The 19,649-nt window shown below is 58.0% G+C and carries 21 protein-coding genes and 3 pseudogenes; 12 read left to right on the top strand and 12 right to left on the bottom strand.

Annotated elements, in window-relative coordinates:
* From tnpC to GA829_RS34900, 6 genes are all read left to right on the top strand, one after another.
* Nucleotides 1–1,596: an IS66 family transposase gene (gene tnpC / locus GA829_RS34925; protein ID WP_195180212.1), complete on the top strand. Its 1,596-nt coding sequence runs from the start codon at nucleotides 1–3 to the stop codon at nucleotides 1,594–1,596.
* Between the two features lie 36 nt (nucleotides 1,597–1,632).
* Complete coding sequence (locus GA829_RS34920) at nucleotides 1,633–2,142, top strand: YciE/YciF ferroxidase family protein (RefSeq protein WP_195180322.1); 510 nt, start codon at nucleotides 1,633–1,635, stop codon at nucleotides 2,140–2,142.
* 114 nt (nucleotides 2,143–2,256) lie between these two features.
* Nucleotides 2,257–3,465 (top strand): NAD(P)/FAD-dependent oxidoreductase, encoded by a 1,209-nt coding sequence (locus tag GA829_RS34915; protein WP_195180321.1) that lies wholly within the window; start codon nucleotides 2,257–2,259, stop codon nucleotides 3,463–3,465.
* 75 nt (nucleotides 3,466–3,540) lie between these two features.
* Complete coding sequence (katE, locus tag GA829_RS34910) at nucleotides 3,541–5,649, top strand: catalase (RefSeq protein ID WP_195180320.1); 2,109 nt, start codon at nucleotides 3,541–3,543, stop codon at nucleotides 5,647–5,649.
* Nucleotides 5,650–5,675: 26 nt separating this feature from the next.
* Nucleotides 5,676–5,837 (top strand): hypothetical protein, encoded by a 162-nt coding sequence (locus GA829_RS34905; protein ID WP_195180513.1) that lies wholly within the window; start codon nucleotides 5,676–5,678, stop codon nucleotides 5,835–5,837.
* A gap of 637 nt (nucleotides 5,838–6,474) precedes the next feature.
* Complete coding sequence (locus GA829_RS34900; protein WP_195180319.1) at nucleotides 6,475–7,380, top strand: hypothetical protein; 906 nt, start codon at nucleotides 6,475–6,477, stop codon at nucleotides 7,378–7,380.
* A 246-nt stretch (nucleotides 7,381–7,626) separates the two neighbouring features.
* On the opposite strand, the gene GA829_RS37720 is transcribed toward GA829_RS34900, so the two are convergent.
* From GA829_RS37720 to GA829_RS37120, 3 genes and pseudogenes are all read right to left on the bottom strand, one after another.
* Entirely contained in the window at nucleotides 7,627–7,845 is a 219-nt protein-coding gene (locus GA829_RS37720; RefSeq protein WP_374940458.1) for a DUF6894 family protein, read from the bottom strand.
* A 141-nt stretch (nucleotides 7,846–7,986) separates the two neighbouring features.
* Nucleotides 7,987–9,096: an extracellular catalytic domain type 1 short-chain-length polyhydroxyalkanoate depolymerase gene (locus GA829_RS34895; protein ID WP_195180318.1), complete on the bottom strand. Its 1,110-nt coding sequence runs from the start codon at nucleotides 9,094–9,096 to the stop codon at nucleotides 7,987–7,989.
* A gap of 282 nt (nucleotides 9,097–9,378) precedes the next feature.
* Nucleotides 9,379–9,644, bottom strand: a pseudogene (locus GA829_RS37120) (transglutaminase-like domain-containing protein); the annotation flags it as partial.
* 182 nt (nucleotides 9,645–9,826) lie between these two features.
* On the opposite strand from GA829_RS37120, the gene GA829_RS34890 reads away from it, so the two are divergent.
* From GA829_RS34890 to GA829_RS34875, 4 genes are all read left to right on the top strand, one after another.
* Nucleotides 9,827–10,120 (top strand): hypothetical protein, encoded by a 294-nt coding sequence (locus GA829_RS34890; protein WP_195180317.1) that lies wholly within the window; start codon nucleotides 9,827–9,829, stop codon nucleotides 10,118–10,120.
* 481 nt (nucleotides 10,121–10,601) lie between these two features.
* Nucleotides 10,602–10,832 carry a DUF982 domain-containing protein gene (locus GA829_RS34885; protein ID WP_195180316.1) on the top strand — a complete coding sequence of 77 codons (231 nt, stop codon included), beginning with the start codon at nucleotides 10,602–10,604 and terminating at the stop codon, nucleotides 10,830–10,832.
* 245 nt (nucleotides 10,833–11,077) lie between these two features.
* A complete protein-coding gene (locus tag GA829_RS34880; RefSeq protein ID WP_195180315.1) occupies nucleotides 11,078–11,683 on the top strand; it encodes a hypothetical protein in 606 nt (201 codons plus the stop codon).
* Between the two features lie 121 nt (nucleotides 11,684–11,804).
* Nucleotides 11,805–12,026, top strand: coding sequence for a DUF768 domain-containing protein (locus GA829_RS34875; RefSeq protein WP_195180314.1), 222 nt, complete (start codon nucleotides 11,805–11,807; stop codon nucleotides 12,024–12,026).
* 494 nt (nucleotides 12,027–12,520) lie between these two features.
* Here the strand turns inward: GA829_RS34875 and GA829_RS34865 are convergent, their stop codons facing one another.
* On the bottom strand, nucleotides 12,521–12,832 hold the full coding sequence (locus GA829_RS34865; protein WP_195180313.1) for a hypothetical protein: 312 nt from the start codon (nucleotides 12,830–12,832) through the stop codon (nucleotides 12,521–12,523).
* The gene (locus tag GA829_RS34860; protein ID WP_195180312.1) at nucleotides 12,799–13,056 is read right to left on the bottom strand and encodes a hypothetical protein; all 258 of its coding nucleotides are present in this window, start codon (nucleotides 13,054–13,056) and stop codon (nucleotides 12,799–12,801) included. The genes GA829_RS34865 and GA829_RS34860 overlap by 34 nt, the downstream gene beginning before the upstream one ends.
* Before the next feature lie 68 nt (nucleotides 13,057–13,124).
* Between GA829_RS34860 and GA829_RS34855 the strand changes: the two genes are divergently transcribed.
* Complete coding sequence (locus GA829_RS34855) at nucleotides 13,125–13,433, top strand: helix-turn-helix domain-containing protein (protein WP_258052457.1); 309 nt, start codon at nucleotides 13,125–13,127, stop codon at nucleotides 13,431–13,433.
* Nucleotides 13,430–13,891 (top strand): hypothetical protein, encoded by a 462-nt coding sequence (locus tag GA829_RS34850; RefSeq protein WP_195180311.1) that lies wholly within the window; start codon nucleotides 13,430–13,432, stop codon nucleotides 13,889–13,891. Before GA829_RS34855 ends, GA829_RS34850 begins: the two co-directional genes overlap by 4 nt.
* Nucleotides 13,892–14,045: 154 nt before the next feature.
* Here the strand turns inward: GA829_RS34850 and GA829_RS37115 are convergent, their stop codons facing one another.
* The 7 genes and pseudogenes from GA829_RS37115 to GA829_RS34810 form a co-directional block, all read right to left on the bottom strand.
* On the bottom strand, nucleotides 14,046–14,216 hold the full coding sequence (locus GA829_RS37115; RefSeq protein WP_258052456.1) for a hypothetical protein: 171 nt from the start codon (nucleotides 14,214–14,216) through the stop codon (nucleotides 14,046–14,048).
* Nucleotides 14,206–14,454 (bottom strand): hypothetical protein, encoded by a 249-nt coding sequence (locus GA829_RS34840; protein ID WP_195180310.1) that lies wholly within the window; start codon nucleotides 14,452–14,454, stop codon nucleotides 14,206–14,208. The genes GA829_RS37115 and GA829_RS34840 overlap by 11 nt, the downstream gene beginning before the upstream one ends.
* A gap of 1 nt (nucleotide 14,455) precedes the next feature.
* A complete protein-coding gene (locus GA829_RS34835; RefSeq protein ID WP_195180309.1) occupies nucleotides 14,456–15,301 on the bottom strand; it encodes an ATP-dependent DNA ligase in 846 nt (281 codons plus the stop codon).
* Nucleotides 15,302–15,600: 299 nt separating this feature from the next.
* Nucleotides 15,601–15,909 (bottom strand): annotated as a pseudogene (locus tag GA829_RS34830) (helix-turn-helix domain-containing protein); the annotation flags it as partial.
* A gap of 476 nt (nucleotides 15,910–16,385) precedes the next feature.
* Nucleotides 16,386–16,796 carry a heme-copper oxidase family protein gene (locus GA829_RS34825; protein ID WP_195180307.1) on the bottom strand — a complete coding sequence of 137 codons (411 nt, stop codon included), beginning with the start codon at nucleotides 16,794–16,796 and terminating at the stop codon, nucleotides 16,386–16,388.
* A 569-nt stretch (nucleotides 16,797–17,365) separates the two neighbouring features.
* A pseudogene (locus GA829_RS34820) lies at nucleotides 17,366–18,915 on the bottom strand (IS3 family transposase).
* Entirely contained in the window at nucleotides 18,915–19,169 is a 255-nt protein-coding gene (locus tag GA829_RS34810) for a helix-turn-helix domain-containing protein (RefSeq protein WP_195180306.1), read from the bottom strand. The pseudogene GA829_RS34820 and the gene GA829_RS34810 overlap by 1 nt, the downstream one beginning before the upstream one ends.
* Nucleotides 19,170–19,649 lie beyond the last annotated feature (480 nt).

Genomic DNA, 19,649 nt, shown 5'->3' with positions numbered 1-19,649 from the left:
ATGAATCGAGCCGGCACCCCGACCGTTGCGGAATTGATGGCGCTTCTGGCGGCGAATGCGGCCGAAATCGCTGCGCTGAAGGCCGAGCGGGAAGCTCTTGCGCAGCGCGTCGTCAAGCTTGAGGAAGAACTGGCGCTCGCGCGGCTGCATCGTTTTGCGCCGCGCAGCGAAAAGCACATGGATCGCGTCTTCAACGAAGCGGAGAAGAACGCGGTTGAAGGGGACGACGAGGGCTGCGACGGGACGGATTGCGTTGATCTGCCGAACACGGGATTGCCGGAGGCCGAAAAGGCGGAAGGCAAGAAACCCGGCCGAAGACGCCTGCCGGAGAACCTGCCGCGCGAGCGCGTCGAATACGACCTTGCCGACGATCAGAAGAATTGCCCGTGCTGCGGCGACCGGATGCATCGCATGGGCGAGCTGGTTACCGAGCAGCTTCATATCGAGGTGAAGGCGAAGGTTTTGCAGAATGCGCGGTTCAAATATGCTTGCCGGCACTGCGACCGCACTGGGATCAGCACGCCAATCGTCATTGCGCCGATGCCCGCGCAGCCTTTGCCTGGCAGTGTCGCCACGGCCTCGACGCTGGCCTTCGCGCTCGTTCATAAATATGTTGATGGCACGCCGCTCTATCGTCTGGCGCAAGCCTTCGAGCGTGCCGGCGTTCCTGTCAGCCGCGGCGCGCTGGGCCACTGGGTGATCGGCTCGAGCGAAAGGCACCTCATTCGCGTCTATGACGCGCTGAAGCTGCGGCTCCGGTCCCAGACCGTCATCCATGGCGACGAGACCACGGTCCAGGTGCTGAAGGAAAAGGACAAGGCCCCCACCAGCACCTCGTACATGTGGGCCTATCGCAACGGCGAGGACAGCGAGCAGCCGATCGTGCTGTTCGATTATCAGCCCGGTCGCGGGCAAGAATACCCGCAGACCTTCCTCGCCGATTATCGCGGCATCTTGATGAGTGACGGCTACTCGGCCTGGCGCACGTTGAAAGGCGCCACGCATGTCGGTTGCATGGCTCATGCCAGGCGACGCTTTGTCGAAGCCCTCAAGGCAAGGAAGAAACCCGGCGGGCCGCCGGCGCAGGCCCTCAAGTTCTTCGACCAGCTCTACCGCATCGAAAGGCAGGCGCGGGACGAAAAGCCGGACGACGGGGATGAAACGCAGGCCGACTACCTGCGTCGCTTTCGCCATAAACACAGCGTCCCGGTCCTGAGCGCCCTCAAGGCCTGGCTCGACGCAATCGCTCCAAAGGTCGTGCCCGACACCAAGCTTGGCGATGCCGTCTCCTATACACTCAATCAATGGGAATATCTGACGCGCTATACAGATGACGGCAGGATGCCGATCGACAACAATCTTCTGGAGCGGGACATCCGACTTTTTGCAACCGGAAGAAAGAGTTGGCTCTTCAGCGATACCGTGGATGGGGCCAAGGCCAGCGCTGTCATCTACAGCCTCATGCTGACCTGTCGGGCATGCCGCGTCGAACCCTTCGCGTGGTTGCGCCACGTCCTAACCGAACTGCCGCAGCGTCCCGACAACGCCGATATAGAGGACCTGCTGCCCCACAACTTCAAAAAGCAGCCTGCCTGACCCTCCGCTTCAAGCCGCTTTACGACGTGCACTGAAATGCGCGCTTACAAAGCACCGAAGAAGCTTGACGATCTTTTTCACGACACGCTGAAAGACATCTATTTTGCCGAAAAGAAAATCGTCTCGACCTTGCCGAAAATGGCCAAGGCGGCACACAGCGCCGATCTTAAAGCTGCGTTCGAGAAGCACCTGACCGAAACCAAGGGGCACGTCGAACGGCTCGAGAAGGTTTTTGCCGTAATTGGCAAGAAACCGACCGCCAAGACCTGCGCCGCAATCGTCGGCATCACCGACGAAGGCGCCGAGATCATGGAAGAATACAAGGGAGCACCTGCACTGGACGCCGGCCTGCTCGCCGTGGCGCAGGCTGTCGAGCACTATGAGATTTCGCGCTACGGGACCATGCGCACCTGGGCGGAAGAACTCGGCTTGACTGAAGCCGTCAACCTGCTGGACGCGACGCTTGAAGAAGAAAAGATGACCGACCTGTCGTTGACCCAGCTCGCAACATCTGCGGTCAATAGGGCTGCCGAGGCTACGGTCTAATCCATCTCTTGGTGGTGGCCCTTGAGTGCGGGTCACCACCAACAATTTCATGAAGACTATCCGTCCGACAGGTCGTCGGAAGCTAGGCGCAGAATCGCCTATCGGGGTTCCCGTATGTTGCGCAAGCTTGATCTTCGCACAGGCCGACCGGTATGGTTTGCATACCGTGCTCCTGCGGTCCCAGTCGCCTCGCTTTCCCGTGACCTGAAAACCGAAATCCTTGTGATTGGTATGGGGATCAGTGGCGCAATGATGGCCGAGGCGCTGACGGCCCGAGGCCATGAGGTCGTCTGCATTGACCGGCGAGGGGCGATGATTGGCTCTACGCCTGCTACGACGGCTCTCGTTCAGTTCGAAATCGATCAACCGATGATCAAGCTGAGCAAGATTATTGGCAAGGATTCCACGCAGCAGGCTTGGCGTCGATCTCGGATGGCAGTGACCAATCTCAAGGGCCGCATAGCCAATTTGAGCATCGACTGCAAATCCTCCAGCACGCCTTCGCTTTACCTCGCTGGCAACCAGCTGGGCCCAACCGAGCTGCACGAAGAAGTCGATGCGCGGCGGGAGGCGGGGATCGCTGCAACCTACATTGAGCCTAAGGAATTGCGCGAGCGATTTGGCATCGAGCGGCTTGGCGCCATCCTCAGCGATGAAAACCTCGCTCTCGATCCGCGCAAATTGACGGCTGGGCTATGGCTCAAGGCGTTGGAGCGAAACGCCAGGTTTTATGCGCCGGCCGAGGCGACTACCATCAAGGATAGCCGCGACGAGGTGGTGGTGCATACGAAACAGGGTCCGACCATTACGGCAAAGCACGTGGTCCTGGCAACGGGCTATGAACTAACCGACATCGTCCCGCCTGCCGAGCACCAGATCATCTCGACCTGGGCCATCGCCACTCGACCGCAGAAAGCTGCGATATGGCCGACTGGCGCATTCATCTGGGAGGCCTCAGATCCATATCTTTATATGAGGTCGACGATCGACGGTCGCGTGATATGCGGCGGCGAAGACGAAGAGTTCACCGATGAGGCCCTCCGCGACGAGTTGATCGACGAGAAAATCGCGAGGATCTCGGCCAAGCTGGGGGTGCTTTTTCCGCAGCTTAACACAACGCCTGAATTCGCCTGGGCGGGTTCATTTGGCACGACCAAGACCGGACTGCCTCACATCGGCGCGGTTCCCCGACATCCTCGTCTGTTCGCTGTGATGGGGTATGGCGGCAACGGCATCACATTCTCCCAGATCGCATCGGAACTTGTCACGGCGGCCCTGGAAGGGCTGACAGACTGCGACGCCAAACTCTTCAATTTCAGCTGAGTGCCGCTCAGCCGGACATCGAGAAGCCAATACGCCAAGGGCAATCCCGTCCAGCCACCCCGAGAGGAAGCTAACATGCCCACCAAAAAGACGAACCAGCAAGACCAGGCAACAATCCATGACCAGACCCTTGTGAGGGGGCAGGGGGGCGAGCTGCACCAAATCGCTGATGGTGACGAGAACGTCCTGACGACGGCCAACGGCGTTCCGGTTTCGGATGACCAGAACACTCTAAAAGCTGGCGAACGCGGACCCACCCTGATCGAAGACTTTCATTTCCGCGAGAAGATTTTCCACTTCGATCATGAGCGCATCCCCGAGCGGGTGGTGCATGCGCGCGGATATGGGGCTCACGGGTATTTCGAAACCTACGAGTCGCTCGCCAAATATACGCGCGCGGACATCTTCCAACGTGCTGGCGAGAAGACCCCAGCGTTTGTGCGGTTTTCGACGGTGGCCGGCAGCAAGGGGTCGTCAGACCTCGCGCGCGACGTCCGTGGCTTTGCCGTCAAACTCTACACTCAGGAAGGCAACTGGGACATCGTCGGCAACAACATGCCTGTGTTCTTCATCCAGGATGCCATCAAGTTTCCCGACCTCATCCATTCGGTGAAACCAGAGCCAGATCGCGATTTTCCGCAGGCAGCTTCGGCGCATGACACTTTCTGGGACTTCGTCTCCCTGACGCCTGAAAGCATGCATATGATCATGTGGGTGATGTCGGATCGGGCTCTGCCGCGCTCGCTACGCTTCATGCAGGGGTTCGGGGTGCATACGTTCCGCATGCTCAATGCGGCGGATGAATCGACCTTCGTCAAATTCATCTGGAAGCCGAAACTTGGCATGCAATCGGTGACGTGGAACGAGGCGGTGAAGATCAACGGAGCCGATCCCGACTTCCATCGCCGAGACCTCTGGGACGCCGTGCATGCCGGCAATTATCCTGAATGGGAGCTGTGTTTGCAGTTGTTTGATCAGGCCTTCGCCGACGGCTTTGATTTCGATCTTCTGGATGCCACGAAGCTCATCCCGGAGGAAATCTTGCCGGCCATCCCGGTCGGGCGGCTGGTCCTTGATCGCATGCCGGACAATTTTTTCGCGGAGACTGAGCAAGTCGCGTTCATGACGCAGAACGTGCCCCCTGGCATCGACTTCTCGAACGATCCACTGCTGCAAGGCCGGAACTTCTCATACCTGGACACGCAACTGAAGCGACTTGGTGGTCCAAACTTCACGCATATCCCCGTCAATGCGCCAAAATGCCCGTTTCATCACTTCCAGCAGGATGGCCACATGGCCATGCGCAACCCAACCGGACGGGCCAACTATCAGCCCAACTCATTTGGCGCCGGCCCGCGAGAGTCGCCGCAGCGCGGATTTAGATCCTTCTCGGAGGTCGATACCGGTCCGAAAGCCAGGCTGCGGGCCGAAAGCTTCGCCGATCACTACAGCCAAGCGCGGCAGTTCTTCAGGAGCCAGACCGAGACGGAACAACGCCATATTGCAATGGCCATCACATTCGAGTTGAGCAAGGTCGAGACGACGACTATTCGGGAACGCGTCCTGTCGCATCTGCTCAACATCGACGAGACGCTCGCGAAAATCGTGGCCGACAAGCTGGGCATCGGCAAATTGCCCAAGCCCGCGGATGCGGCCGTCAAAATCAGAGCGGATCTGAAGCCCGCTCCATCCCTGAGCATGCAAGAGAATCCGCCCGAGACGTTTGCTGGCCGCAAAGTTGGCATCCTTGTCAGCGATGGTTTGGACGGGTCCTTGCTGAAGGCACTCCAGACTGCCCTTGGCAAGGCCGGAGCCACCGCAGAGATCATCGCGCCTAAGGTTGCCGGTGTTAAAGCGGCGGATGGCAGCTTTATCGCGGCGAAGCACATGATCGATGGCGGACCGTCTGTGCTGTTCGACGCGGTTGTTCTGCTGCTTTCAGAGGCGGGCGCGGAGAGCCTGTGTAAGGAGGCTGCCGCCAAGGCGTTTGTCTCCGACGCGTTCACGCACTGCAAGTTCATCGGATACTCAGCTTCCGCCAGATCACTGTTGGTCAAAGCTGGAGTTGCACCCGATGCGGACGAGGGCATCATGGCGTTGGACGATGCCAAGTCGGTCACCAGTTTCGTGGAGGCCTGCAAGCAGCTGCGCCTCTGGACCCGTGAAACGGTTGTGAAACAGTAGTAGACGGACACCCACAGGAGGAAAGCATGGCAGAGACCAAGTCGACAGGTGGTAGCAAAAAGCCAGGAAGCTCGACCAAAGTGGCGAACGAGGCTGGAGCGGGGCCGGCGATTGCGGCGCATTCGAAGGATGCGAAATCTGCAGCCAAAAGCGGTCAAGCGGCAGCTCCGACCCAGAAGAAAAAGTAGGCTTCGAGCGAATAAGCGTTCACCGCTGCTTGCGATTGGCTGAGGTTGCGACTTCCCATTGGCTTGGGGAGCGCCGCGATCAATCGCGAGATGATCGTCGAGGCGACACAGGTTCGCGGCTATTGCTCGTGATATGGTACTGCACGGTCAGTTCATCGATTTGCTGCCATCCATACTGAATGCCGGCATCGGTGATGATCAAAGCCCGTGGATGGCGATACATTGCGGTCAATTTGCAGGCGTGACCCAGCGCTTCTCTCAACGTGGGAAACGGAAGCGTTTCAACACCTGGGGAAGACTTAAAGCCTGCGGGTCGTTCCATTTCGGGGGAAGGCGCTGAGTCGGACATCTCGTCCTCGCTGTAAGATATACGGCTACAATGAAATTCGATGACTTTCGTTCAATTGTCTTCGTCGAGCCTCACCTCGCGCACTCTGTTCGGCCCAAAATTGCTCGAACAGAGGGCATGAGCGAATAATTTTCGCCTCGTGGAACGATCACTTCGTGAAATTGTTCTAACTCCGCTTTTCGTGCCTCACAGGAGGGAAATATGGGTCGTGGAATTTTGCTCTGGCTGCTCGGTATTCCGATTCCGATCATCATTCTGATCATGCTTTTCGTGCGTTAGGGGTGACATATGGAGTCGTCCATCCCTGCGGCCGCCGTAGTCACTCCGGTAGAGTCGTCGTCTTCAGCAGTTAGCTGGGGATCAATCATTGCCGGCGGGCTTGCCGCTGCATCACTCACTTTCATCCTGATGCTTTTGGGATCGGGCCTTGGCCTGACAATGGTGTCGCCATGGTCAGGCTCTGGGGCAAGCATCACAACCTTCGCGGTCTCGACGGCAGTTTGGCTCGTCATCGTACAATGGCTGTCATCGGGTGTTGGCGGCTACCTCACTGGTAGATTGCGCACCAAGTGGGTTGGCGTGCATACCGACGAAACTTATTTTCGCGATACAGCTCACGGTTTCCTGGCTTGGGCGCTCGCCACTTTGTTGGTCGTAGGCGTTCTCGGATCAGCACTGTCCGCTGCCATGGGAACGGGAGCCCAAGCCGTGTCGACTGTGGCTTCAGGGACTGCGATGGGGGCAGCGGCAGGTGCGTCGGGGAACGATGCCCTTAGCACAGGGTCGTCTTACCTCCTCGATAGCCTGTTTCGTCCGGCAGATGTGTCAAAAGTTGCCGCTTCTGGCGTCGATGCGGCTGCCATCTCACAGGCTTCTCATATCCTGCTGGCCAGCGCCGCATCAGGCAGTATGCCCGATGAGGACAAGACCTATTTGGCCAAGCTGATCGCATCGCGAACTGGTCTGTCGGAAGCCGATAGCAAGTCTCGCGTCGATGCGGTTATAGCTAAAGTCCAAGACGCCAAGGTCAAGGCCAAGGCGGCAGCGGATACGGCGCGCAAGGCTACAGCTACTTTCGCCCTGCTGTCTGCACTGTCTCTTGTCATCGGCGCATTCATAGCCAGTGCGGCGGCAGCACTCGGCGGCCGGCAACGCGATGAGGATCAGGACCGCTACGCTATCATCGCCAGATGAGACCGGTATCCGGCGGCACATGGCCGCCGGATATGCCTTACCGCCAATATTCCCACGAATGGTTCTGGGTCGGGTCGGTGTCTGCCGCCGACCTGGTCGATCGCATATTTCTGGACGCCAAGGCCGCCGGCGTCGGCAGGACAGATTGTTTACGAGACTGTCCTGATGCCAATCCTGGCCGAAGCGTAGCAACATCCAGCCTGTTACGTGGGTGATTGCCACCCACGCTACAATACTTTCAAGCTTTTAGAATGGCGATGTCAGTGCAGTAGACTGTACGGTACATACAAGCTTACCGAGAGCATCAAAAACCGTGGTGCGCACCGTGCCGGCGAGTGCGGAGCGTGACAGTCCGTCTGTCGTAAGTTCTACCGACGATCTCATTGCTTCGTAACGGGCAGCGGCGTCATCCACCAAGTCGACAACGATAGGCTCGCTTCCGTCGTCAAACTCAAATCTGAACATTGGCATTCTTTGGGTTCCAAAGTGGATCCAAAACCAACGTCATCGCTTGAACTACGTTCCCGGTGCGCTTTGGTAGTAGGTCTAAAGGCCCCACCTCCGTAAGTTCGCCCGCTCTTCGCAAAGCAATTCGACGAGTAATCTCTACTTCATCAGACCAGCGGCGCGTAGCGCGTCTTCGATCACTTTCCCTGGGCCAATCTTGCTTGTTTCGGTCGGCCTACGACGGTCACCCATCGGCGCCCTGAAACGATCAGGGCCGGGATCCATTTCCAAATTTTCTCTACCACCAGGACGGTCAACAGCAATCCCCCACGATCGGGCAATCAGCCCGGTGGAGGATATGCCGACATCGAGCATGAAAGGGCATGCGTTGCTGAAGCCATCGCTGGTGTCGATTGGGGCACCGTGCGCCATGCCCGCTATGTTGTAAAACTCAACCACTTCGTCGCCTGAAGCGCCTTCCCAAGCGCTTCTGCTAAAGCCGTCGCCATCTTCACGGCGCGCTTGCGCTTTGGTGACGCCGTGAGCTGACAACCATTGCGCGGCAATCAGCTCTGAGTTGACGGGGCTTACCGTCGCGTCGGCATTTCCATGCCAGATCGAGATTTTCGGCCAAGGGCCGGAATGATCTGATGCTCCCCGCATCGCTGAGGCGAGCTGTTTCGCATTCAAACCACGATGACCCCGCATGGCATCGAAGGCCTGCGGCATCGTGCCTGCAATGCCGTAAGGCAATCCGGCGATAATGGCGCCGCCTGAGAACACTTCTGGATAGGTGGACAGCATGACAGATGTCATTGCCCCGCCAGCGGAAAGCCCTGTGATGAAGACCCTGCGCCGGTCAAGGTCGTGCGCGCTTATCATCGTCTCCACCATTTGGCGGATGGAGAGTGCCTCGCCCGATCCACGGCGCGTATCCTCTGGGACGAACCAGTTGAAACACAAATTCGGATTGTTGTTTCGCTGCTGTTCAGGGAAGAGGACCGCGAACCCCTCCAGCTCGGCCCGTCGCGACCAACCAGAACCGTAATCATAAGACGCTGCGGTTTGTGTGCACCCGTGCAGGACGACCACGAGAGGGGCACTGGCCGCGAGATTGTTCGGGCAGTAGGACCAGCCTCTCAATTGCCCGGGGTTGGAGCCGAAAGCCTGAATTTCAGAAAGGCGGTCGCTGGCCCAAGGGCTGAGACCGGCGCCCCTCGTCTTTCGGAACGCGGATAGCCGGGCAATTGTGTCGGACATGCTTCTCATATCGGCATCCTTTGTGGATCAACCGTTACGGTTGACGATCTCGAATGCCATGCTCGCAGGTTAATTGCTGCACTGCACCATCAATTGTGCAGTTGCGAAAAGAATTTTCAAGCAGCTGTCGCCAAGAACTTCCGACAGGTGCTCGAGATAGGCCAGCTCGTGGATGGAAAGCTGTTCCACCACGCTCGACCAAAGCCACGAGGGGGCGTCGGGATCACCCCTGCGAGCCTTCGCCAGCTCGCGTATCTGGCTGCAGGCAGGAGGCATAGGAACTCACGAAGCGATTCCAAGCGCCCGACAAAACGCGATGCCGAGATGTGAGAAGTCGCGACCGCGCATGATGAGGCTTTCATCGGCGGTCGTCTCCTGGTCCGACGCCCCCCTGCGATACTCAAGATTGTCATAGATCCAGTTGCACATCGCCGTGACGCGGCGATGCCCTTTTGCAGCTGCGCGAATTCTCGCTCCGCGAATGCAGCGAGCCGATCTGACGAAACAAACCTTGAAGGCATGAGAAACGCAATGACGTCGAGCGGAAGCTCGGAAACCCTGCTGCAACCAATCCCGATATCGCAAGTTGAATCCTGCTGGATGATCCCAGCACACTCCAGACTTTGCCCGCCCGTCTCATCATTCGGGCGGGCTTTTTCTTTTAGGCGAAACTTTTCCTTCTCAGCGGAGTTTATGGAACAAGCTGCTAACATGGCAGTCTCAACCGGAGGAATTTTCCATGAACTTCAAGATGCTCAGCATGGGCGCGATTGCGCTTGCGATGATGACTGGTTCGGCTTTGGCCGGCGGCAGCACCGGCACTTCGGCGCTCGACGACCCGGCAAAGATGGCTCCGTTCTTCACCGACGCCGGAATGAAGACCATGAGATCCGAAGCTGAATTCAAGGCTGCCTGGATGGCGATGAAGGAAGAGGATCGCGCCGGCATGATGAAGGAATGCGGCGATGAGGCGATTGCCAAGTCGCACGACAATTTCTGCAAGATGACCAAGCAGCTCGGCGGCGCCAACTAATCGCGGCACTCGTCTCAGTCCGCCCACTGCTCTCTTCCGAAGCGGCCGTCTTGCTACTATAGCAAGCAGCTGGCCAGCAACTTGGCGACCTTTCCGCTCAAGTCCTGCACGTTCTTGACAGGGCGGGCTGCCTCGCCAAATCTGATCGCGAGGGATAAACGAGGACTCCACATGAAGAAGACATACGAGAAGCCTGTCCTGGTCAAGCGTCAACGGCTGTCCAACGTAACTGCGGTTGCGATCAACTCTCAGGGTAATCCCATCATTCCACCTGGCGGGGACTAATTTCCGCCCGTTATCAAAAGGCCAGCTGCCGAAAGTAGCGGGCTTTTCAATGGAACCCTTTCAAATTGGGCAAGTTGTTCTAACGCCCGGGTCTTCCCTCATCTGGGCGGATAAAAACAAAGGCCCGTCACCGCTTCCCTGGTGGCGGGCTTTTCGCGTTCTGGAAGCGAGAACTCATCCCGAGGTTATGTTTACCATGCTCAAGTTTTCATCTTCCGTCCGAGTTAAGTCGCCGCGCATTGGTCTCACGCGTGAAGTCAACGACGTCGAAACCGCTGCGGAGGAGCTGCTGACGTGGAGATCGCGCAGCGTGATATGGAAAGCTGCCGTCGCAGCGTGCCTCGCAGCGAAGGAAGGTGGTGGCACCGCTGACGAGGTTCGGCTTAAGTTTCAGATTGCGGCCAAAGCCTACGGCGTGCTGAGGTAGTCCGTGGCGGGCTTTAATGCTGTTCGGGTAGCTGGCCAACTACCTGCCGCCGCATCGGATGGTTGCACCGCCACTCGCCTGTCATCGCTTTAAGTAATCTTGTTAAGAATTTAGCGAACAGATTCACTGTCGGTCAGCCCTGTTCCCGATTGGACACGGCATGGTTGCATCCAAATGGTTCTCTGTCTCGTTGCTAATGCACAGTCAACCTTCCGACTGTCGAGGCAACGCAACAGGAGAGTATCATGAATTCTTTCGTGAAGACCTTCGCCAGGGCTCTGGCTAGCAGTGCATTCGTAATAGCAATTTCGCTTCCTGCAAATGCGGGCGGCATCGGAGTTGGTGCAGGCGCTTCGATTGGTGGAGCCGGCGGAGTTCATGCGGGTGTTGGTGCATCGATTGGTGGCGGCGGCGGTGTAAACGCTGGGGCAGGCGCCTCGGTCGGTGGCTCCGGTGGAGTGAACGCTGGCGCAGGCGCCCGTGTCGGTGGCTCTAGCGGCGTTAGCGCCGGCCTCGGCGCATCGGTAGGCGGCAGCAATGGTGTCAATGCAGGCCTGGGCGCCAATGTTGGAGGGACGGGCGGGGTCAGTGCCGGACTTGGCGCAACTGTCGGTGGTACGGGTGGCGTCGGCGTCGGTGTTGGCGTTGGAATCGGCGGCACCAATCCGACCAATCCATCGAACCCGTCGAATCCAAGCAATCCCACCCAACCAGGCATGACCCGCGCGGTGGCACAAATGTCGAGCGCACAGCTGTCGAGGATGAAGAAGCGCTGTGCTGACGTCCTCAGCAGTGAAGGCGGCTATGATCGCGACCTGCGGCAGCTCTGCCTGTTAATCGCTCGGCGATAATCTCGAGTACGCGCAGGGCTTTATCAGCACGCTCTCCGAAGCCTTGCACCAGCCCGCTGCCGAGAGGTGGTGGGCTTTTCGCGTTCTGGAACCAGATGATTGTCGCGAGCTTATCTCTCCCATGGGCACACGCGGAACGAACTTCCTACATGAATGGCTGATTGAAAACCTGGCGACCATTACCGGCTCAGACATCATCTCGGTCGCGGACGCCATACAACGGATGACGCGCGCCACCAAATTGCGCGGCATCGGCATGCAAGAGATCGAGGAAGAGACAGGCAGCGTTTATGATACGGTCCTCGACGCCATTGTTCACCACGACCCAGGGCTACCAGAATGAAGGGCAGGACCAAAAAACAGCTTGGCCCCGCCTATGTCATCTATCCGCCCTCTCTGCATGGCTTGCCCTTCCTGGCGGTTCTTCTGAAGCCCGACGGCTCCGTTCTCGCTCGACCTTTTTTCTCCGTGGAAGAGGCCATCGCATTTAACAATTCGGCTTCCGAAGATCGGCCGAGTTGACCTTTCGCAATTTGGAACCATTTCAGCGCAAGCTAATTGAATCGCGGTTTCGCGAGTCAGTTCATGCTTTTGAAGTTTGTCGAGCCTCTGATGCCGACGCTGGTGGAGAAGCCTCCAGAGGGTGAAGACTGGATTCACGAGATCAATTTTGACGGCTAACCACGATGTTCGGATATTCACCCGCAATGGTTTGGACTGGACGGCGAAAAGTGACCATGGCGTCATCATCCACGCCCTCGACATCTCCATCGTGGCAATGGGCCAGGTATGCGGCCGTCGCCGCGACATCATCGACAGACGCGAACGTCCTGACTGTCAAAGCCGCAAAGCAGCGATCAACTCCGTTGCTTGACGAGCTGCCGTGATGCCGGCCGCTGCCTGGGCCTGCTCATAGTCGCTTTCCTGTTTGCGAAAGTCGGCCAGCTTCTCGGCGAGCCGGGCTGCAGAGCGAGCGCGAATTGCATCCTCGTTTCCGCCTCGGCCGAACATGGAAAGCATGTGTCGCAAGTCGGCATAGTTCCTTTCGATGGTCTCTTCGCAGTAGGCATAGATCGGAGTGAACTGATCGACGCCGTCGTCGTCCCGCCCGTGCATCATCTTGCCGATCTGGACCTTCGAGTCAGCCAAGGGTTGGCGTCGATGAGATTGCCGATGTGGACCCAAGCAGTCTCTGAGCGGACACGGGCAGCCTTGTGCGCCTCGATGAGCGCTGCAGTCGGCGACGGCTTCGCGGCGGCTGCGGCAACGCCTGCCAGCGATGCAATGAGGCCTGCACCGGTGAAGGCAAGGGCGGTGCGGCGGTTGAGACTGGGCAAGCCTTCGGCGGCCGCCTGAACAGTTGTGTTCGGCATGTGGTTGTCTCCGTTATGGTTGCTACTACCAACTTTGTTGGTTTTCTACCCATAAAGCAGACGCATAGTTGCATCAACATGATTTTATGTATGATACCAAAATTATTGCATTTGAGGGCAAAATGGCGATCACTGGAAACCAAATTCGAGCCGCTCGCTCGCTCATTGGGATGGAGCAAGTCGCTCTGGCTGAAAAGGCCGGGGTTAGCGCCAATACGATCAGGAATATGGAAGGCTTCGGGGCAGAACGCGTAAAAGTGCGAACAGACACTCTGGATGCAGTGACGGACGCCCTTCGATCTGCCGGCGTTTTCTTCATGGACGAAGGAGAGGCGCCGGCAGGCGGTCCCGGGGTGCGATTGCGAGCACTGTCATGAAGGTGCCCAAGCCGACAAACACCAGGGCCAGGTTCGGCCTTAGTTCGCCTCGCCAACTGCTCGCGAAACTGAGGCACGACTTAGAACGGCTGCGTTTACACCAAGAGGCTTCAAAAGGTCCCAAGGTCACTTACGCCGCCATGGACTGCGCAGTAACAATCGTTGCCATCCGCGATTGGACCAAGGAAGCAGGTCGGCCCCATATTGATTTTAAACAGATGGGACATTTCCGGTTGGCTGTTGAAGTGGCGAACGGCTTCAAGCACTCCACTGTCAAGGATAATCCGCTGCAGGGATTTTCATCTGGCAGCGTCAATTTGATGTATGTTGGAGGCAAGCCCATTTCGGTCCCGCACTGGAACTGGATTGGCCACGGCGAGGATGTGGTCGACGCGCATCAAGCCTTTGAAGAAATAGCGAATCTCATAGAGGCAATGATGGATAAAGAAGGCATTTGACTCATCGCGCCCAACCGACGCGCCATTGAACCCTTTCAGCGACGCTACCGCCCGTCCCTGGCCTTGGAGTAGAGGTTTTGCCCCATGCCCGACGTCCTGGTGGAATCGGGCGAGTAGATCAGGCCGACGTCCTTCGACTTACAGACCTCGCATCTCAGTCGAGGCCGCAATCCCATTCCATAGCAGGCGTTTCCGGCCCTAAGCGGTAGCGAAGCTTGGCGAGGTCCAAGGTCTTGGTATGCCCGCAGGCGGCGACGTTGCAAAAGGCCGTCACTGCCATGTTGGCATCGATCAAAGATTGCAGGGTCCAGTTCTCAGCAATCATCCAGGGCGCTCTCGGAATGCTCGCTGACGGCAGCTTCGCCAAGCTCGGCCTCCAGCTGGTCGCCGACGGGCTTTGCTCTTGAGCCTGGAGTCGGCTTCCCGTCAAAGCCGTCCAGCCACGCCCCGGCCTGCTCCTGCCAGAATCCCGGCACGGCGCGATCCTTGCCATCCTTCCGAGCCTGTGCGCCATACATAGCGGCATAGATGTCCCGCTCCTGCTCCTTTTTCGCGACGGCCATCTTACTCTTCCCTGAAATCCTGCAGCGAGGCGTAGTGCAACTCGTCCTCGCCGCGCAGGCGCTTCACCTTGCCGATGATACCGGGCTTGACCCACTCTGTCGCCGGCCGCTTCATGCCTTTCGGCGCCGGCCCGGCATGTTCCTGGACACGTTTCCACAACCGTTCGCGGATGGCGCGGCTCGAATTGATGAAGGCCGAGCCAACATATTGACCGGTCTTGCGGTCGGCCATCAGCGCGAATGCCGGCTTGCCAGCCTCCCGCTCAACACCAAGAAGGTCATATTCCTCGACAGCGTAGCTCTTGATCTTCAGCCAGTTTGTCGACCGGCCACTGCGATATTTGCTATCGCGCCGTTTCGAAACGATGCCTTCGATGCCAGCCTTGTAGACCAGTTCGAATATCGCCTTCGCGTCACCTGGCAACGCCTGGCTGAATTGGATGTGGCTGTCCAGTTGGATGATGCCTTCAAGGATCTCGCGACGGTCTTTCAGAGCCATGTCGCGCGGATCGTGGCCGTTGAGGTGGAGAAGGTCGAAGGCTACAAAATACAGGTCGTGCTGCCGACTGGTGATGGCTTTGCGCAATGCCGCGAAATCAGACAGGCCAGCCTCGTTGAGCGCGACGATCTCGCCGTCGATGATGGCGTTGTCGAACCCGAGCCGCTTTGCGGCGCCGGCGAGGTCACGATATTTGGCCGTCCAGTCGAGACCGTTTCGGGTGAAGATGCGCACTTCATGGTCAAGGATGATCTGGGAGCGATAGCCGTCGAACTTGATTTCGTGAATCCAGTCATCGCCCTCGGGCGGGTTCTCCACGAGCGTCGGCACGATAAATTTCAAATGCATGCACAGAACCCGCAAACCGGCGATTCAATTAGCTTGCGCTGAAATGGTTTCCAAGGAACCTCAGTGGGCTAGGGAAATTGTTCAATCCGAATGGCCATGGAGGTAGGCAATGCCACGTTATGAGATTGACGAGATGCAGGGTGACGACCTTCAGGCTCATCATACTGCCACTGGCGAAACAGCCCTAATTGCACTGCAAAAGGTTACAAGTGGGCCATTCGTCGAGAGGGGCCGACATTTGCACTGGTTCCGAGTTGTCGACGAGGAAATTTCGACGGTTCACGAATTTGGCCTAGTTAACTAACCGCGAGCTGATGCCGCTCGATCAGCTTCTCGCGCGCGAGTGTCGGTCCGAAGTCGATATAGTATTCGCGGATCAATTCCAGGCTGAAGTCGCGGACGCCATCGATGATACGATTGTTGGAGTGTCGGCCGCGCGCCTTATGCCCGAGAGCCGCCGCGCCGTCTGTCTTCAATAGCCGTTGGACTTGACGAGCTGTAACATCAAGCACGCTTGCAGCCGCAACGCTTGTCATTCGCCGCTCAATGACTTTCGACAAGACCTCAATGCGTTGCAGCTCGCGTTCGCTCATCAGAACCAGTCCCAAGACGCAATCTCCCGCGCTGTTCAAGGCGGAGAGATTGGCAACGTCTTCATCGAGCGGCTGTGGCGCAGCCTCAAACGACAACAGACGCTCGAGAATCGGGCATAGCATGACAATTCGGATCCGCTTCAATTCAAACGCGGGGTCGATCCACCGGGCCAAAGGGGCGCAGGATTTCGCCGCTCCCTACGAAACTTGGAACCATAAATCGCTGTATGGATTGTCCTGTCACAGATAATTTTTTGAGACGGAGGTGCAATCATGCACCTATCGGCAACAATTGCCACCGCATTCGGATTAGTAGTGACATCGCCGGTTTATCCTCAATCTGCGGCTCCGCAGCTTCCTGCGACGCCCACGGTATCGGAAACCTCACCTGACTCGGCCCTGACTGACCTGGATCTGGCTGCCCCTTCTCGCCGCCGTAGCGAATTTCGCCCGGCTTGGGCGACCTGGCCTCAAGCTTCAGCCGCTTTGATTTAACGCGAGGCAGGCGATAGTCCCGACACCGAGCGCGCTGTGTCTGTCGAGAAAACTACGAAAGCAAAAACCAGTACGGCAGCGGCCACGATCAGCGAGCCACCGGCGACGACTGGTTCGAGCGCTGTCTTTCCGCTCTGCAACATCAGGTACAACGCCGGCAGCATCACCACGATGCCAAGCGTGTAGAGGCCGTAGTGGATCATCGCGATCTTGCGTGCCGCCTTCCCCGGATTCAGTGCGTAGTACCCGCCGAATATCGCGCTCGTCACCCACCCCAACAGGTTGATGTGCGCGTGAGCCGGGAAGGCGCCGTGATCGCCCGAGATCGCCATCTGCAGGCCGGCTCCGATCCCCAAAATAAGAAACACGATAGCAGTCTTGAAGAAGAGTTCCGAAACTTTCGGCATGTCATTCCCCTCCCAAATGCCATTCTAGGCACCGGCAGTTTGCTACGCTTTCTACGACGTGCCAAGGGGGTATTACGTGCATCGCTGGCCGACGAACGGCGCTCATTGTGGGACACCTTCACCAAATCCTTGTGCATCAGAAGGCGCCCGGTCCTCCAATTTTACAAAACGGCTATTCGGTCGCCTGCACAAGTCCGTCCATCCTTGGGCACCGCCTTTTGTGGCAAGGGGGTTTATATCAAGTCCGTCGCAGCAGGTCTTGAGGCTCGGGTTCGGTTTGCCATCTCCCAGGCGCTGCGCGTCATCATTGAACTGGGCATTCCCGACCTGCTCGCCGACGGGGAGCGGAGTGTGGATGAGCTTGCGGCAACCACCGACACCAACGCTAACGCGTCTATCGGATCGTGCGCCTTCTTGGCGGAGAGGGCGTGGTTCAGGACGTGGCACGACGTCACTTCACACTCAGTGACGTCGGCACCGAGTATCTCTAGTGTAGGAAACCCGTGCGTGAGGTGGTCCCGCTTGGTGAGACAGTTTGGCGGCTTGGCTAAGGTGGATCGGGGTTGTTTCTACGCCGCCAATAGCTCCGTCATTTCTGCGATAGCATAGACCTCGTCGGGCGTCCTGCCGGAGAAGGTAGAGTGCGGGCGCAGCCGATTGTAATAGTCAATCCAGGAACCGATGCCTTTGCGCGCCTCGCTGCCGGTCTCGAAGGCGCTGAGGAAGACGCATTCGTATTTGAGGCTTCGCCATAGCCGCTCGATGAAGACGTTGTCCATCCAGCGGCCGCGCCCGTCCATGGAGATGCGGATCCCAGCGTCCTTCAGCGTCGACGTGAAGGCGAAGCTGGTGAACTGGCTTCCCTGATCCGTGTTGAACATGTCGGGCCTGCCGTAGCGGGCGATCGCCTCTTCAAGCGCGGCAACGCAGAAGTCGGCATCCATCGTGTTCGACAGCCGCCAGGCGAGCACCTTGCGGCTGAACCAGTCCATGACGGCGACGAGGTAGAGAAAGCCGCGCCGCATCGGGATATAGGTCACGTCGGCGCACCAGACCTGGTCCGGCCGTTCGATCGCCAGGTGCCGCAGCAGGTAGGGATAGATGCGGTGCTGAGGATGCGGCGTGCTGGTCTTCGGCGCCTGGTAGATCGGCGATAAGCCAATCTTGCGCATCAGCCGCCGGACCCGCTTGCGGCCGACGCAGCAACCCTGACGCCGCAGATGCCGCGCCATCTGTCTGGAGCCATACCAGGGCATTTCCATGAAGGCCTCGTCGATGACGCGCATCAGTTTGAGGGTCTCGGGCGTCTCGTCGACGGGCTGTCGATAGAATGACGCCCGCGAGATCGAGACAAGCTCGCACTGGCGGCGGATCGAGAGCCGTGGGTGATCGGGATTGATCATCATTCTCCTCCGATCCAGGCTCAGCGATCGAAGGTCTTGGCCAAAAAATCCCGCTCGACCACGAGCTGGCCGATCTTGGCGTGAAGCTTCGTTACCTCGGCTTCCCGGCCGACCTGCGCATCCGCGGCCTTGTCGTCGAACGCCTTGGCCAGGTTCTCGATGGCCTGCCGCTTCCACTGCGTGATCTGGTTGGGGTGAAGCTGATGCTTCGTCGCCAGTTCAGAAATCGTCCGCTCTTGTGCCCCGGCGATGGAGATGCGGAAATCCTCGTCCTCTCCCATACCCAGCGGAGCTGCAGCGAGGTTCTGGATGATTTCGGCTACCTCGGCATCACTGACGGGGTTGCCCAGGGTGTCGCCGGCGGCGCCAGGATCGATCCCATCGGGAAGAAATTGCAGCGCGCCGACGCAGTCATGACCGATAGCGGTCAGCAGGCTAAAAGCGTCCGTTCCGTCGGCGCCGACGCGTTCGGCAATGCGCTTGCGGATGGAGCCATTGTCGGGGAGCAGGTTGTCGAAGACATTGATGACCGGCGTGCCGATATAGCGGTCTTCGCGCAGCGGCAGCGAGAGCGACACCGGGAAGGTACCGCGCCAGTCGAGCCAGTCTTGTGCGTATTGAAAATCGATCGCGCCCGTGGACTGTCGGCGCAGTTCGCCTACGAAGCGGCTATTCAGGAAGACATGCAAAGGGACATGGGCCGGCCTCCTCGTCATCAGAAGAGGTCCTCAATATCGGCGGCGCTGCCCTGGCTGCGCGGACGTATGACAAGTTCCAGGCTGAGGGCGGAAAGAGCTTCCATAAGGGTACGCAACTGAACAGCCGGCTCGCCTGCTTCGAGACGCGAGACCGTGCCTTGCCGCAAATGAATTTGTTCGCCGAGTGCACCCTGCGTCAGACCTGCTTGTTTTCGGGCGCGGCGCACGATAGCGCCAATGTGTTTTTCTGTACGGGCGATCTGTTCAGTCATGCGAGCCTCCGATGTGTAATCGTATACGGGATAGCGTATAAAATATCAATATACGCGAATGCGGTTAAATTCGTACTATACGCGATAGCGTATAACGCGCCAATATACGCAAAGGCGTATGGACGCGTCTGGCAAAGGGGAAGGACCGAAAGGTCCAACACCACGGAATGCGTGTCTCAGCACGCCGTGCAGCGACCACTAGCCTAATGAGGAGGTATCCGAAGGCAAAGCTCCGGTTGACTACAATCACAAATAGAGCATACACACTTTATTCTATCATAAGTTGCATAACATAGGTTATGGAACTGCCTTTTGTGTCGTGAAAACAACGACTTAGCTTCTCATAATATCCATTATGTTAAATTGGTCGATGGGTTCCGCATGCTCAGACTGTCGATTTCAGCGATTCCCTGCCAAATAGGCGTCACGACACGAAAGTGATGAATCTGTCCGACATTTGAGAACGCATTAAGAACTCAC

Source organism: Mesorhizobium sp. INR15 (assembly GCF_015500075.1).
Lineage (GTDB): Bacteria > Pseudomonadota > Alphaproteobacteria > Rhizobiales > Rhizobiaceae > Mesorhizobium.
Note: the sequence above shows the minus strand (reverse complement) of the source record. Positions and strands in the feature narration are given on the sequence as shown.

What these genes read in the sequence shown, in the direction of transcription:
- tnpC (WP_195180212.1), top strand. Translation starts at nt 1, where the DNA reads ATGAATCGAGCCGGCACCCCGACCGTTGCGGAATTGATGGCGCTTCTG.
- GA829_RS34920 (WP_195180322.1), top strand. Translation starts at nt 1,633, where the DNA reads ATGCGCGCTTACAAAGCACCGAAGAAGCTTGACGATCTTTTTCACGAC.
- GA829_RS34915 (WP_195180321.1), top strand. Translation starts at nt 2,257, where the DNA reads ATGTTGCGCAAGCTTGATCTTCGCACAGGCCGACCGGTATGGTTTGCA.
- katE (WP_195180320.1), top strand. Translation starts at nt 3,541, where the DNA reads ATGCCCACCAAAAAGACGAACCAGCAAGACCAGGCAACAATCCATGAC.
- GA829_RS34905 (WP_195180513.1), top strand. Translation starts at nt 5,676, where the DNA reads ATGGCAGAGACCAAGTCGACAGGTGGTAGCAAAAAGCCAGGAAGCTCG.
- GA829_RS34900 (WP_195180319.1), top strand. Translation starts at nt 6,475, where the DNA reads ATGGAGTCGTCCATCCCTGCGGCCGCCGTAGTCACTCCGGTAGAGTCG.
- GA829_RS37720 (WP_374940458.1), bottom strand. Translation starts at nt 7,845, where the DNA reads ATGTTCAGATTTGAGTTTGACGACGGAAGCGAGCCTATCGTTGTCGAC.
- GA829_RS34895 (WP_195180318.1), bottom strand. Translation starts at nt 9,096, where the DNA reads ATGAGAAGCATGTCCGACACAATTGCCCGGCTATCCGCGTTCCGAAAG.
- GA829_RS34890 (WP_195180317.1), top strand. Translation starts at nt 9,827, where the DNA reads ATGAACTTCAAGATGCTCAGCATGGGCGCGATTGCGCTTGCGATGATG.
- GA829_RS34885 (WP_195180316.1), top strand. Translation starts at nt 10,602, where the DNA reads ATGCTCAAGTTTTCATCTTCCGTCCGAGTTAAGTCGCCGCGCATTGGT.
- GA829_RS34880 (WP_195180315.1), top strand. Translation starts at nt 11,078, where the DNA reads ATGAATTCTTTCGTGAAGACCTTCGCCAGGGCTCTGGCTAGCAGTGCA.
- GA829_RS34875 (WP_195180314.1), top strand. Translation starts at nt 11,805, where the DNA reads ATGGGCACACGCGGAACGAACTTCCTACATGAATGGCTGATTGAAAAC.
- GA829_RS34860 (WP_195180312.1), bottom strand. Translation starts at nt 13,056, where the DNA reads ATGCCGAACACAACTGTTCAGGCGGCCGCCGAAGGCTTGCCCAGTCTC.
- GA829_RS34850 (WP_195180311.1), top strand. Translation starts at nt 13,430, where the DNA reads ATGAAGGTGCCCAAGCCGACAAACACCAGGGCCAGGTTCGGCCTTAGT.
- GA829_RS37115 (WP_258052456.1), bottom strand. Translation starts at nt 14,216, where the DNA reads ATGATTGCTGAGAACTGGACCCTGCAATCTTTGATCGATGCCAACATG.
- GA829_RS34840 (WP_195180310.1), bottom strand. Translation starts at nt 14,454, where the DNA reads ATGGCCGTCGCGAAAAAGGAGCAGGAGCGGGACATCTATGCCGCTATG.
- GA829_RS34835 (WP_195180309.1), bottom strand. Translation starts at nt 15,301, where the DNA reads ATGCATTTGAAATTTATCGTGCCGACGCTCGTGGAGAACCCGCCCGAG.
- GA829_RS34825 (WP_195180307.1), bottom strand. Translation starts at nt 16,796, where the DNA reads ATGCCGAAAGTTTCGGAACTCTTCTTCAAGACTGCTATCGTGTTTCTT.
- GA829_RS34810 (WP_195180306.1), bottom strand. Translation starts at nt 19,169, where the DNA reads ATGACTGAACAGATCGCCCGTACAGAAAAACACATTGGCGCTATCGTG.